Below are 13,102 nucleotides of genomic sequence, written 5' to 3'. Positions count from 1 at the left end.
GAGGAACGGCCCGGGACACGCGGCCACGGCCGACCCGCCCGGCCGTGCGTACGCAAGGACGTCCCGGAGCAGCCTCAGGGTGTCGTGTGGTGACCCGAGCCCGCCGTGCCGCCCGTGCCGTCCGCAGGGGAGCCGACCGAGGCTCCGACCACGACCGGCTCCCGGCGCCGGCCGGGCGCCGCGGCACCGGGAACGACCGCGGACGTCGCCACCGGGACCTGAGCCGCCCGCGCCCCGGGGACGCCCGGGTTCCCGCGTGCGCCGACCTGCTCGGCACGTCCCGCCGCGTCCTTGATGCCGGCCCGGACCCGCGGCTTCAGCCACCGGCCGAGGGGCTCCTCGACGATCCGGTGGACCAGGTAGGCCGCCGACAGCATGGCGCCGATCAGTCCACCGAGCAGGACGGTCGGGTCGACCCGGTAGGTGTTCTCGACGTACGTGATGACCTCCCACCCGATGTACTGGTGCAGCAGGTACAACGGGTAGGTGAGCGATCCGGCGACCGGCAGCCACCGCCACGTGATCCGGTTCGTCCTCCCGGTCGCCACCAGGGCCATCATCAGGAACGACACCGTCAGCACGGCCATGACCGGCCAGAAGGGGACCCACTGCTCCATGTTCTTGATCGAGGCCCGCCACGTCAGCCGTGCGCTCGGCACCGCGGCCGCGAACGACACCGCGACGACGCCCCAGAGGAGCACCGTGGGCCGGAAGCGGTACATGAGGTAGAACGCCATGCCGGCGATGAAGTACCAGCAGTGCTCGGGCATGAGGAACTGCCCGAACGAGCCCCAGCCGAACCGGTTGAACGCCAGCGCGGCCGACCCCCACAGGCAGCAGAACAGCAGCACGCGCCGGTACGTCAGGCCGCCCCACGCCACGATCGCGAACAGCAGGTAGAACCGCAGCTCGGCGAAGAGGGTCCAGTAGACCGGGTCAACCGGCTCCACGCCGAGGAACGCCTGCACCATGGTCAGGTTCGTCACCACGTCCGCCCACGCGAGCCGGGTGTACCCGCCCGGCACGAGCACCAGGACGGCCGTGGTGGCCAGGACGCAGAACCAGTACGCCGGGTACAGCCGCACGACCCGCGACGTGAAGAAGTCCCCCAGCGAACGGCCCCAGCAGCTCATGCAGATGACGAACCCGCTGATGAGGAAGAACAGCTGCACCCCCAGCCACCCGTAGGCCGCGAACGGAAAGACGTGCGGAAACAGCGCCCCGCTGTCGATCCGCCACCCGTGGCCGAGGCCCACGTAGTGGTAGAGCACCACCATCAACGCGGCGACGAGCCGCAGGCCGTCGAGCGCCGCCAGCCGTGGACGGCGCCGGGGGGCGGGCAGCCGAACCGGACGGGAAAGCTGTACCACGGAAGATCCTCATGTTCTCCGGCCCCGGAACCGGCCGCGCCAGACGTCACGTGCGTGTCGGCGCGGGGCGTCGTTCACCCTTTTCCGGATGTGCGTCGACACGGAGGGGCGACCGGGGAGTCGGTCGGTCCTCCCGGCAGCGCCTTGTACCCGTATGACAGCCGGTGCACGCGAACGGTTGTGCGCTGGACAACGACTTCGTCCCCGCACGCTACACAGGGCCCCCGTCGCGTGCCGCTCCGCGTACCGGCCGCGGAGCGGCCACGGACGGCGGACACCGACGGCGCACGGCCGGCCACCGAGGCACGGCGGGCGCGGCCACCGCGCCCCAACGCCTGGGAGACAACGGCCCGTTGGCAACGTGCCGGCACGCCCCCGCTCCCGGCCGCAGCCCTCCTGACGACCGGCGGACGGTGACGTGAGTCCGACGGCAAGGTGAACTCGGGGTGACACAGAACACCTCACCCCCCTCCGCGTGCCCCGGCTGTGCCCACCGGGGGCGGGCACGGATCCGCCCGGGGCCCGTGGCCGGTGGCGCCCTATCCGTGACCCCCCTGCAGGAACCGCCGCTGGTCCTCCAGGAACCGGTCGGCGAAGAGCGCGCGCGGGCGGAAGAGCGCGGTGAGCACCGTCCGGAGCTCCGACCGTTCGACGGAGTGCCTGACCATGGCGTGGGTCGCGTCGGGGTAGTGCTCGACGGTCAGCGCGCGGCCCGGATCCAGGATCCGGCGGTAGACGCGTTCCGTGTCGGCGGTGTCGACGTTGACGTCGTGGCCCGCCAGCGTGAGGAGCACCGGCACGCCGCGCAGCGCGTGGAGGTCCCGGGTGGCGTCCGCGGTGTGGTTCCGGGAGATGAAACGCCAGCGGTCGGCGGTCATGCCGCGCGTGTCGCCGTGCACGGCCGCGGTGTACTCCTCGAAGGTCGCGCGGCGTCGCAGCAGGCGGCGGACGGCGTCGCTCCTGGCGACTTCGGCCTCGACGCGGGCGGGGGGCGCCCCTTCGGCGCGCAGCTCGGCGAGCAGGTGGTAGCGGCCCTGGCGGAGCCAGTCGACCGCGGGTGAGACGGCGATCACGAAGCTCACGGGTGTCCTGGCGGCCACCTTCGGCAGGACCCAGCCCGCCTGGCTCGCACCCCAGAGCCCGATCCGGGCGCCGTCGACGTCCGGGCGGGCGCGTGCCCAGGCGATCGCGGCGGCGGCCTCGTCGGCGCGGTCGTCCATGGACTGGTGGAGCCAGTTGCCGGGTGCGCCGTCGACGCCGGGTTTGTCCCAGGAGAGGGAGGCGTACCCGGCTCGCGCGTTCGCCTCCCACAGGGGTCGGTACCCGCCGTCGTGGGTGGCGTCGAGGGGGCCGTCGCCGTGCAGGTACACGACGAGGCCATGTCGGGTGCGGCCGTCCCGGGGGGTGGCCAGTACGCCGTGGAGGGTGTGGCCGCCGTGGCGGATCGAGACCCGCTGCTCGTCCATGGCGTAGGAGTGCTGCCACAGCACCACACCGGTCGGCCCGGCGGCCATGGCCAGGACCGCGACGAGTGTCCACGTGAGGGCGCGGAGTGCGCGCCGTAAGGGCCGGGTCGGGGGACGCATGGGATCTGACCGCCTCTGCTCGGGGTGGCTTGGGTCGGGTTGCTCGGGCTGCTCGGGCTGCCCGACGGCGCAAAACTATCATCCCTCTCACGGTCGTTCTCCTTGTGATAGTTTCGTGGCTCGTCGAGCGGAGGGAGCGGGACATGGGTGGGCACGCGACGGGGGCAGGCACCGACCCCGGACCGGTGACGGTCCGGCGGGGCCTTCCGGCGGGGGCGGAACGGCGGGCGGCCGACCTCTACTGGGAGGCCTTCGGCCGCAAGCTGGGCCCCGCCCTCGACCCGCCGGAGAAGGCGGTGCCCTTCCTCGCCGCGCACCTGAACGCCGACCGCGCGGTCTGCGCGCTCGTCGACGGGCGGCTCGTCGGCCTCGCCGGCTACGAGCTCGACGGCCGGTCCCTCACCGGGGGCTCGGCCTCCGACGTGTTGCGCGCGTACGGACACCTCCGAGGACTGCGCCGCCTCGCCCTGCTCGCGCTCTTCGAACGCCGTCCCGCACCCGGGCAGCTCGTCATGGACGGCATCGCCGTCGACGCCGGCATGCGCGGCCGCGGGATCGGGGGACTGCTCCTGGAGGAGGTGGCAGCCGTCGCGGCGGAGTCCGGCTGCCGGGAGGTCAGACTGGACGTCATCGACACGAACCCGCGCGCCCGGGCCCTGTACGAGCGGCGCGGATTCCGGGCCGTGCGGACCGAACGGACGCCCTACCTGCGCGGGCTGCTCGGGTTCGGCGCGGTGACCACCATGCGCCGCGCCGTCGCGGTGAGAGAGGAGGGAGCGCTGTGAGCGCCGGGACCGACCACGTCGAGGTGCCCACCCGCATGCTCGTCCACGCGCTGGTACGCGAGGACGGCACCGTCGCCGCGGACGAGCTGTACACCGTCGCCGCCACCCTCGGCATGAGCGACCAGCAGGTGCGGCTGTGCGTCAAACGTCTCGTCACCGAGGGGCGGTTCACCCATGAGGGGCGGGGCCGCCGGGCGACGCTGCACGCGACCGAGGAGACCACGCGCGCCCTCGCCCCCCGCGCGGACTTCGTCCGGCACGCGTTCCGGCAGGACGCCGGGCTCGCGCCGTGGGACGGCGTGTGGCACCTGGCCGCCTTCGCGGTCCCGGAGTCGGCGCGCGCCGCACGGGACGCCCTGCGGGAGACGCTCGTCCACCTGGGCGGAGCCCCGCTCCAGGGCGGACTGTACGTCTGCGCCAACGCCTGGGAGCCGTACGTCGAGGAGGCCGCCCACCGGCTGGGCGCCCACGACGCGCTCACCCTCCTCACCACGGCGGACCTGCGCAGGGGCGACACGCGGGACCCCGCCGCGCTCGCGCGGAGCCTGTGGCCCCTGGAGGAGGTCGCCGACCGCTACCACCGGCTCGACGGCGTCGCCCGGGCCCGCCTCGACCGGCTCACCGGCACCGCCGAGCTCACGCCGCCCGCGCTCCTGACCATCGCGGTCGAGCTGGCCGCCGAGCTCACCCGGGCCATGGAACCCGACCCGCTGCTCCCGCCCGAGCTCCTTCCCCGGCCGTGGCCCGGCGCCCGGGCCCGCGAGGTCGTCGCCCGGTGCTGGGCGGCCCTGTACCGGCGCGACCACGGCGGGGCCCGCCCGGCCCTCTTCCGCCTCTACGCCGACATCACCCGGGAAGCCGCGGCGCGGGCCACGGGCTGACGGGGTGTCGCCCGGTCCGCGCCGCCCCTCGTCCCGCTCAGCAGCGCGTGTCCGCGCCGCCCGGCGGACCCGACGCCACGATGCCGTAGTCCGACCTCGGTCCGCGGTCCGTGGCGAAGACGAGGAGCAGGACCCGGTCGCCCCGGTCCTCCCGGGCGAAGCACAGGCGGCCCCACGAGTCGGGTGGTTCCGAGGGCGTCCAGCCCTTCGCGGCGGCGGCGGACCGGTAGAAGTCGTACACCTCGCCCCGCGAGCCGGAGAACGTGTACGACCGGTCGGCGTACACGGACGCCTCCCCGCCGTTCGTCGGTGCATCCCGCGTCGCGGCCCGCCGGCTCCGCGCCGCGCGGGACGGCGTCGAGGAAGGGCTCGGCACGCAGCTGCTCGGCACGCTCCGCCGTGTCGTCGCAGGCGGACGCGACCGACGGGCCGGGTGCAGCCGGTGAACCCCGCGACCGGCAGGGCGAACGGCAGCAACGCCGCGGTGAGCCGCGTTCGTATGATCACCAGGGCGGAATGCCACGACGGTCGGCCGGTCCCCCGAGGGGCGGAGGCGCCCGGTGGCACCCCACCGCGGCGGGGCCGAGGGCGGACGGCCCCCGCGCCGCGTCGGACGGTCCGCCACAGGTACCCGACTGAACCGGGCACGGGGTGTCGGGTCCGGTCGGGTGCGCGCCGTCCGGCGTGGTGGGCACGAGGAGGATAGGGGGGCGCGCGTGCTGGAGCGGCTCAACGAGGTCATGGACCACATCGAGGGCCACCTCGACCAGTCGATCGACGTGGCCGGCCTGGCGCGCGTCGCGGCCACGTCGGAGTACCACCTGCGCCGGATGTTCTCCGCGCTCGCGGGCATGCCGCTGTCGGAGTACGTCCGGCGCCGGCGGCTGACCGTCGCGGGCGCCGAGGTGCTGGCGGGGCGCGGGTCGCTGCTGGAGATCGCGGTGCGGTACGGCTACGGCTCGGGTGAGGCGTTCGCGCGGGCGTTCCGCGCCGTGCACGGCGTGGGGCCCGGCGAGGCCCGGCGCACCGGTGCGGCGCTCGTCTCCCAGTCCCGGTTGACCTTCCGCCTCACGGTCGAGGGGAGCGGAAGCATGCGTTACCGGGTGGTGGACCGGCCGGCGTTCACCGTGGTCGGCCTGAAGACCCGGGTGCCACTGGTGCACGCGGGGCCCAACCAGGCCATCATCGACTTCGTGCGCGGTCTCGCGCCCCGCACCCTGGAGCGTCTGGAGGAGCTGTCCGACCAGGAGCCCCGGGGCGTCGTCGCGGTCTGCGACGATCTGGACCCGAGCCGCGCCGAGGGCACCGAGCTCGACTACCACCACGGGGTCGTCACGTCCGCGCCCGCTCCGGCGGGCACGACGTCCCTGGCCGTCCGCGCCGGCACCTGGGCGGTGTTCGGCACGTCCGGTCCGGTACCGGGCGCCATCCAGGAACTGTGGCGGGACGTGTTCACGCAGTGGTTCCCCTCGAACCCGTACCGCAGCCGCCCCGGGCCGGAGATCCTGCGCACCCGGCTGTCGCCGGACGGGGCGGAGGCCGACGCCGAGCTGTGGCTGCCCGTGGAGCGGGAACGGGGGTGAACCGCACGGCGCGTCCACGTGCCGGAGGCATACCGCGCGCGCCGCGTGGCGGGTGAGCGGTCCCGCGGTCACGGGACCGGCCAGGAGCGGCCGGCGGTACGGCCCGGGGCCGGCGTCAGCCGGTGGGGGCGCCGGCGAGGGCGCCGGGGAGGATCTCCGCGAGGGGCAGGTCGAGGGCGTCGGCGAGTTCGCGCAACTCCTGCTCCGTGGGGTGGACGGGCCCTTCGGCCCCGTCCTGGACGAAGACCCTGATGCGCGGGGTCCGGATACCGGTGCGGTCCGCGAGCCCTTGCACACTGAGGTGCCGGCGGCGCATCGCTGCTTGGAGGACGTGCGACAGATCGGCCATTCTCCCCGCCTGCCCCCGGAGCCGGCGTTCACACGGGGAACGCTCCGACCCGGCCCACCGCGCCGCCGCGAGGGTTCACCGGGTGGCGGCGGTGGCCGGCGCGGGCCCGGGCCGGGCGGCACGCGCGGGCACGGGGTCCTCCGCGGGGCGCCGGCCGGCCAGGCGGCAGCCGGGGCGGTCGCGGTGCCCGTGCCGCGCCCCCCGGTCCCGCACGCGCCAGGGCCACTCCTCCGGCGGGCGGGGACCAGCTCGGCTTCCCCCAGCCGGCGTGGTGCAGCGCCCACGTGACGAGGACCGCCCCGCTCAGGACGCCCCCGCCGAGGAGGGCGAGCGGCAGCGACACGGCGACCACGGTGACGCAGAGGCCGTGACCTTGCGTCCGGCCAACACACCGGAGGAGGCGCGCCGAGGCCGGCGCCGGGGGTGGAGTCGAGGTCTCCACGCCCGGCGCCGGCCGGGGTGCGCTCCGCTGGGGACCTGGCCGCGCTACCGCCCCGCCCCCGGTGTCGCCGACGCGGCGGACGCCACCGGCGCGGTGGACGCCGAGGCGGGCGTGAACGTCTTGCTGCGCATCAGGAACTCCCCCAGGTAGCCGTCGTGCGGCAGCCCGGGGACCAGCACGTGCGTCGGGTGGTCGCCGACGTGGAGGCTACGGATGGTCGGCTCGGCGAGCAGCTCCCCCACGAGCTCCGGGTCGGACGTCAGGGCGGTGAGCACCACCGTGTCGCGCAACGGGGCCACGCCGTCGGCGCGGGTCCACGGCGCGACCCACACGCAGGGGAACGGCATCTCCGCGCGGGCCTGCGGCGCGTCGGCGCGGTCCAGCTGGAACACCGCCGGGCGCAGCACCGCGGAGCCGTCCCCGAGCTCGTCGACGATGGTGTCGCCGCCGAGCCACGCCCGGGCACCGACGGCCTCGGAGCGCACGTACTTCTCCAGGGTCCGGGCGGCGTCCAGCCGCCGGACCGGCAGCACCGCCCGGTCGTCCTCCGGTGGCAGCGAGGGGAGGGCGGCGAGGCGTTCGGCGACGGCCCGGGCGACCGGCGCGGGGTCCCCCTCGACGAAGACGGCCGTGGCGTTCACGCACGCGGCGCCGGCCTGCCGGCTGATCGAGTCGACGATCGTGTCGAGGTGCCGGGTGACGTCGGTGTCGGCCGTGAGCAGGATCTTGGCGCGCCCCGGTCCGTGCGGCAGCACCGTCGTGCTGCCGCGGTACTTGGCGATGACGTCGTCGCCGCCGTAGACCATGGCGAGGTCGGCGCCGTCGACCAGGTCGTCGGCGACGCCGTGGTCGGTCGGCAGCAGGACGACGTGGTCCGTGCCGAAGCCCGCCGCGTGCAGGGCGGTGACCAGGCGGTGCGCGGTCAGCGGTTCGCGGCGGGAGGGGCGTACGGCGACGCGGTAGCCCAGTGCCAGCGCCTCCGCCCACTGCACGTGGATCCCGGGGTGGTTGCCCGCGGTGACGACGCCGAGGACGTCGGCGCGGCGGATCCACGCCGCCGTGCCGGCCCCGTTCGTCGTGTCGCGGCTGCCGCGCGGTCGGGCCTGGCCGGCGGAGCCGTACGCGCCGGCCAGGCCGGCAGCGGTCTCTCGGGTGGCTTCCCGCACCATCGCGACGGGCAGGCCGCTCACGCGGGCGACGGCGTGCTCGTACGCGTCGACGGTCAGACCGCCGAGGGTGGCGGTGGCGAACAACCGGCCGGCCTCGGCCAGTGCCGCCGTCCGCTCGTCGGTGGGGAGCGTGCGGGCCCGCTTCAGGGCGGTCAGACCGCGCCGCACGTACAGCCGCGGCACCATGCTCAGCTCGGCGACCGGGCGGCCGGTGACGTCGGTGACGACCTCCCGCGCCTGCGCCCGGTAGGGCCCGCCGGGGCCGAGGGCGTCGAGGTGGACGACTGCCGGAGAGCCGGGCACGTCAGTACACCCCCTCGATGACGGTGCTGCCGTCGAACGTCGGGACCGGCTTGATGTCGGCGACCGCGTCCCCGCCGAACCCCGCGGCCGGGGGCCTGCGGATCGCGGTGTCCCGTTCGAGGTTGTTCGGTATGAGCATGCTGCGACTGACGTGGTGCATGACGACCTGGCCGCGCTCGCCGTACGGCACGGTCTCGCCGGTGTCCGGGTCGACGACCCGCATGCTGACGAACGGGTACGGCGGGTCGAACGTCGACGGCTCGTCCTCGGCGAGCCCCGCCCGCTCGTACATGCCGCAGCCCACCATGGTGCTGCCGTAGAAGCCGAGCAGCTGCGCCTCGGGGAACACCTCCGTGCGGAACAGGCCGCGGGTGTCGACGTCCATGGAGGCACCGCCCCAGATGAGGGTGCGGACCTTCCGGTTGACGAGGTCGGCCAGCTCCTCGTCGCCCGCGACGGCCTCCAGGAGGGGCGGAGTGGTGAAGACGACACCGACGTCCTGGCTCCGCAGGATCCACCGGACCTGGTCGAGGACGTGCTCCAGGTACCTCTTGGTGTCGTCGTGGCGGCCTTCGGCGACGCACTTCTTCACCCAGCGCGGGTCCAGGTCGACGGTGAGGGGGTGGCCGCCGCGGCGGTGCGCCAGGGTCCGGCCCATGGGGCCGAACATGTGCGGTCCGCTCGGGCCGATCGTCAGCCAGTTGACCCCGCGGGGGACGCCGCGCTCGTCCAGGACGCCGCAGTGCCACGCGTTCAGCTGCTCGTGCAGGTCGGGCAGCCAGGCGACGCGCTTGGGCGCGCCGGTCGTGCCGCCGCTCTCGAAGACGTCCAGCGGGATCGGCTCGTCCCCGTACCCGCGCGGCACGAGGTCCTCGGCGCGGACGTCGCGCAGCTCGTCGACGACGTTCGGGAACAGCGCCAGGTCGGCTTCGGTGCGGACGTCCTTGCGGGGGTCGAAGTCGAGGCTCTTGGCGCGCTCCAGCCAGAACCGGGAGCCCGTCCTCGGGTCGAAGTGCCACTCCATGGCGGCGGCCAGCAGGTCCGGCATCGACGGCGGCCGTTCCCAGGGCGCGTCGAGCACCGACGGCTCACGGGTCGGCGCGGAGGCCCGGCCGGCCCCGCCCCCGGCCGCGCGCGTGCGGGCGGCCTTGGTGGCGTGCTCGGTGAGGGCGTCGGTGACCGCGGCCGCGACCTGGTCGGCCTCGTCGAGCCCCATCACCAGCGGCGGGCTCAGCAGGACGGTGTTCGGGTTGTTGCGGATGATGATGCCGCTGCGCTCCCGGACCAGGGGCGGTACCCAGTCGGCGGACAGCGGTTCCCCGGTGGCCGGGTCCTGGGCCAGTTCGATGCCGATCATGAGGCCGACCTGCCGTACCTGGCCGACGGTGGGCAGCTCCTCCAGGCGGCGCAGCTGGGTGCCGAGGTGGTCGCCGACCTTCACGGCGGCCCCGAGGAGGCCCTCCCGTTCCATGATGTCGAGGTTCTCCAGGGCGACCGCGCAGCCCGTCGCGTGGCCGCTGTAGGTGTAGCCGCCGATGAACCCCTCGTCGCGGGTGACGACGTCGACGACGTGGTCGGCGACGAGCAGGGCGCCCATCGGGAAGTAGCCGGAGGTCAGCCCCTTGGCGGTGACGATGAAGTCCGGTGTGACGCCCATCCGTTCGGCGGCGAACCAGTGCCCGGTCCTGCCGAACGCCGTGATGACCTCGTCGAGGATGAGGAGGATCCCGTGCTCGGCGAGGAGTTCGCGGACCCGCGGCCAGTAGTCGTCCGGCGGTTCGATGACGCCGGCGACGCCGAGGATCGGCTCGCCGATCATGACGGCGATGCGGTGGGCGCCGATCTCCTCGATGGTCTCCCGCAGCTCGCGCAGGCAGAATTCGGTGGGGTCCTCCCCGCCGTACATCTCGGGGTGGAAGGGCATCGGGGGCGTCAGGTGCCGGACGTCGGGCAGCATGGGTCCGAAACCCTGGTGGAACATCGGCATTCCGGTCGCCGCACCACCGCCGTAGGTGATTCCGTGGTACCCGAAGTTCCGGGCGAGGACCCAGGTGCGTTCCGGTTCGCCGCGCCGGTGGTGGTAGAGGCGGGCCATGCGCAGCGCGGCGTCGACGGATTCCGCACCGCCGCTGGTGAAGTACACGCGCTCCATCGGGGACGGCGCCAGATCGATGAGGCGGTCGGCCAGTTTGATCGAGGGTTCGTTGGTGAACTCGTGGAAGCTGCTGAAGTATTCCAGTTTCCCCATCTGCCCGGCCGCGGCCTCGATCATCTCGCGCCGTCCGTGGCCCACGTGCGCGAGCATGAGTCCGCCGGTGGCGTCCAGGTACTCGCGGCCGTGCGCGTCGCGTAAGCGACAACCGGAACCCGCCACCATCACGATGCGATCGGTGACGTCACCGGGCAGGTGCGGGTGGATCAACCGGGATCGGTCCTTCTTGACCAGGGCGTCTGCTTCTACCAGTGGTCCCGTCATCGCATCCTCACATCGGGAATCGGCCGAAGTTCCATTCCAGGCGTTCTCCGCGTGGATGCTAGTGCGCGGGGGAAGGAAGGGAAACGCTGTTCAAGTGAAGCGGTTCCCGACGGAATACGGACGGGTGGATTCCCCGGTGCCGCACCGGATCTCCCGAAGACTCCGGCGCGGCGATCGGCGGTGAATTCCGCACGCCGGCGGAAATCACCGATTCCGGCGCCGGTCAGGGGGGCGACGGCGCGTTCGGGTCCTCGTCGGCCGTCGGGAGGCGCGTGTGGCCCTCGGCCCAGTTGTTGACCCAGCCGCACACCCCGCACGCGTACCGGCCGTTGAGCCCGGACACCTGCGACCCGCACGCCTTGCACATCGTCGTCGTGATCTCCGGCGTGGTCGGCCGGGCCCCGGCCGCCTCACGCTCCGGCTCCCACCTACTGGTCATCGCCGCCCGATCCTCCCCCCGGCGGCGGGGTCACGCTCGACCAGCCGCAGCCCTGCGAGCACGTCCACCGCGGACCCTGCTGTAACGCCTGCGCCCCGCACCGCTGACAGTTCACGTCCGTCCTCCGATCGGTCGCCGCCGGTCACACCCGTCCGGCCCCCTCCAGTCTCACAGCGCGGCGGCGCGACGGGGAGGCCGCCCGGCGACCGCCACCCTTCCGTGGGAGCGCGCGGCGCGGAGCCGGTGCGGGCGCGCTCCGCAGGACGGCGTCCCGGGGTGCGCTCCGGCCGGGGCCGCGGGAAATTCCGGTGCGGTCACCGCCGTTGGGGCCCAGGATGTGCGGGCGACGTCCTCGGCCCGTCACTCTCCCTCCGCCTTGGCAGGAACAGGGCAACCTTTTGCGGGGGGCGCGAGTCTACGGACCGATCACATCAACGAGGAGACCACCATCACCGCCATACGCAAGACCCTCACGGCCACCGCAGTCGTCGGCGCCGTCCTCGCCGGTTCGGCCGCGTGCGGCACGGTGGAGCAGCTGTCCGCGGGACAGAAGCTCGACCGGGCCTTCGAGAAGCTCGACAAGGAGAAGTCGCTCTCCTTCGAGCTGTCCCTGGACACCGACGCGGCGTCACTGAAGGCGCTGGACGACACGTCGGACCCCGAGCCCGGCGACGAGATCCCGGACGAGGCGGTGGAGCTGCTCCGCGGGGCGAAGATCAGCGTCACCGTGCAGTCGAAGAAGCCGTTCGGCGAGGCCGGCGACAAGGACTTCGACGGCATGGCCATGAAGGTCAGCACCCCGGACGGGGACCTGCTGGAGTACCGGGTCGTCGGCGACCACACCTACGTCCGTTCCGACGTGGACACCCTCGGCAAGGCCATGGGCAGCCCCCTGCCGAAGGCGGCGGACCTGCCCCCGGAGGCCGGCGCGCTCAAGAAGGTGCTCGAGGGCGAGTGGGTGAAGATCGACAACAAGAAGATGCAGGAGCTCGCGGCCGAGAAGGGCGGGGAGCCCGGCGCGAAGCCCTCGCCGGAGCCCAGCCTCGACGCCGCGACGCAGAAGAAGCTCGTGCAGGCCCTGCGCGACGTCGTCGCGCGCGAGGTCGACTTCACGACGGCCGGAGGCGAGGGCGGCACCGAGCGCATCACCGCCACGGCCCCCTTCCGCACGCTGATCACCGAGATGATCGGCGAGATCCGCCCGCTGGCGAAGGACCTCCCGCCGGGTGTGGAACTGCCGACGGACAAGGACCTGAAGGACGCCCCGAACACCAAGGTGACGGCGGACTTCACGCTGAAGAACGGTGAGCTGACCGAGGTCCGCGTCGACCTCGCCAAGCTCGCCGAGAACGCCAAGGTCAAGAAGCTCGGCCTCGTGGTGCGGATGAGCGAGGGCGTCAAGCCCACCGCCCCGACCGGCGCCACGGAACTGGACATCGAGGAGCTGGTGGAGAACCTCTTCGCCGGTCCGGGGATGGGCGCGGAAGGGCCCACCGGGAGCGACTTCCCCGAGGAGGGCTTCCCGGACGAGGGGTTCGTCGAGGAGACCGCGTAACCCTCCGCGCGAGGCCCGCGCCAGGGGGACGCGGGCCCGGTAGGCGGCCCGTCCGCCCGGCCGCCCGCGGCGGCGGGGCGCCGGGCCGGTGGCCGCCGGGCGGCGGGGGGGGAGGACGGCCGGGTGGGGCGCCGGGCCGGCGGGCGCCGGGCGGCAGGGGCACG

Annotated in this window: 11 protein-coding genes; 4 read left to right on the top strand and 7 right to left on the bottom strand. The window is 74.0% G+C overall.

Annotated features, from left to right (window positions below; genetic code table 11):
- Positions 1-74: 74 nt before the first annotated feature.
- The gene (locus ACF053_RS25325; protein ID WP_391956065.1) at positions 75-1,370 is read right to left on the bottom strand and encodes an acyltransferase family protein; all 1,296 of its coding nucleotides are present in this window, start codon (positions 1,368-1,370) and stop codon (positions 75-77) included.
- A gap of 539 nt (positions 1,371-1,909) precedes the next feature.
- Complete coding sequence (locus ACF053_RS25320; RefSeq protein WP_391956064.1) at positions 1,910-2,956, bottom strand: alpha/beta hydrolase family protein; 1,047 nt, start codon at positions 2,954-2,956, stop codon at positions 1,910-1,912.
- A 143-nt stretch (positions 2,957-3,099) separates the two neighbouring features.
- On the opposite strand from ACF053_RS25320, the gene ACF053_RS25315 reads away from it, so the two are divergent.
- Positions 3,100-3,741 (top strand): GNAT family N-acetyltransferase, encoded by a 642-nt coding sequence (locus tag ACF053_RS25315; RefSeq protein ID WP_391956063.1) that lies wholly within the window; start codon positions 3,100-3,102, stop codon positions 3,739-3,741.
- Between the two features lie 35 nt (positions 3,742-3,776).
- The gene (locus ACF053_RS25310; RefSeq protein ID WP_391956226.1) at positions 3,777-4,622 is read left to right on the top strand and encodes a PaaX family transcriptional regulator C-terminal domain-containing protein; all 846 of its coding nucleotides are present in this window, start codon (positions 3,777-3,779) and stop codon (positions 4,620-4,622) included.
- Positions 4,623-4,659: 37 nt separating this feature from the next.
- Here ACF053_RS25310 and ACF053_RS25305 read toward each other — a convergent pair whose 3' ends face one another.
- Entirely contained in the window at positions 4,660-4,908 is a 249-nt protein-coding gene (locus ACF053_RS25305; RefSeq protein WP_391956062.1) for a hypothetical protein, read from the bottom strand.
- 430 nt (positions 4,909-5,338) lie between these two features.
- On the opposite strand from ACF053_RS25305, the gene ACF053_RS25300 reads away from it, so the two are divergent.
- Positions 5,339-6,205, top strand: coding sequence for an AraC family transcriptional regulator (locus ACF053_RS25300; RefSeq protein ID WP_391956061.1), 867 nt, complete (start codon positions 5,339-5,341; stop codon positions 6,203-6,205).
- A 115-nt stretch (positions 6,206-6,320) separates the two neighbouring features.
- On the opposite strand, the gene ACF053_RS25295 is transcribed toward ACF053_RS25300, so the two are convergent.
- From ACF053_RS25295 to ACF053_RS25280, 4 genes are all read right to left on the bottom strand, one after another.
- The gene (locus ACF053_RS25295) at positions 6,321-6,554 is read right to left on the bottom strand and encodes a helix-turn-helix domain-containing protein (RefSeq protein WP_391956060.1); all 234 of its coding nucleotides are present in this window, start codon (positions 6,552-6,554) and stop codon (positions 6,321-6,323) included.
- 486 nt (positions 6,555-7,040) lie between these two features.
- Positions 7,041-8,468: an aldehyde dehydrogenase family protein gene (locus ACF053_RS25290; protein ID WP_391956059.1), complete on the bottom strand. Its 1,428-nt coding sequence runs from the start codon at positions 8,466-8,468 to the stop codon at positions 7,041-7,043.
- 1 nt (position 8,469) lies between these two features.
- A complete protein-coding gene (locus tag ACF053_RS25285; RefSeq protein ID WP_391956058.1) occupies positions 8,470-10,944 on the bottom strand; it encodes an aminotransferase class III-fold pyridoxal phosphate-dependent enzyme in 2,475 nt (824 codons plus the stop codon).
- A gap of 223 nt (positions 10,945-11,167) precedes the next feature.
- On the bottom strand, positions 11,168-11,383 hold the full coding sequence (locus ACF053_RS25280; RefSeq protein ID WP_391956057.1) for a hypothetical protein: 216 nt from the start codon (positions 11,381-11,383) through the stop codon (positions 11,168-11,170).
- A gap of 526 nt (positions 11,384-11,909) precedes the next feature.
- Here ACF053_RS25280 and ACF053_RS25275 point away from each other — a divergent pair.
- Positions 11,910-12,938, top strand: coding sequence for a hypothetical protein (locus ACF053_RS25275; protein WP_391956225.1), 1,029 nt, complete (start codon positions 11,910-11,912; stop codon positions 12,936-12,938).
- The last annotated feature ends 164 nt before the right edge of the window (positions 12,939-13,102 follow it).

The organism is Streptomyces kanasensis (assembly GCF_043077165.1).
In the GTDB taxonomy this organism is placed as follows: Bacteria; Actinomycetota; Actinomycetes; order Streptomycetales; family Streptomycetaceae; genus Streptomyces; species Streptomyces changanensis.
The sequence above is the reverse complement of the archived record's forward strand: the minus strand, read 5'-3'. Positions and strand labels throughout refer to the sequence as shown.

Bases quoted from the DNA above. Each gene is read 5' to 3' on its own strand.
- ACF053_RS25285 (WP_391956058.1), bottom strand. From the start codon at position 10,944: ATGACGGGACCACTGGTAGAAGCAGACGCCCTGGTCAAGAAGGACCGA.
- ACF053_RS25320 (WP_391956064.1), bottom strand. From the start codon at position 2,956: ATGCGTCCCCCGACCCGGCCCTTACGGCGCGCACTCCGCGCCCTCACG.
- ACF053_RS25295 (WP_391956060.1), bottom strand. From the start codon at position 6,554: ATGGCCGATCTGTCGCACGTCCTCCAAGCAGCGATGCGCCGCCGGCAC.
- ACF053_RS25310 (WP_391956226.1), top strand. From the start codon at position 3,777: ATGCTCGTCCACGCGCTGGTACGCGAGGACGGCACCGTCGCCGCGGAC.
- ACF053_RS25315 (WP_391956063.1), top strand. From the start codon at position 3,100: ATGGGTGGGCACGCGACGGGGGCAGGCACCGACCCCGGACCGGTGACG.
- ACF053_RS25280 (WP_391956057.1), bottom strand. From the start codon at position 11,383: ATGACCAGTAGGTGGGAGCCGGAGCGTGAGGCGGCCGGGGCCCGGCCG.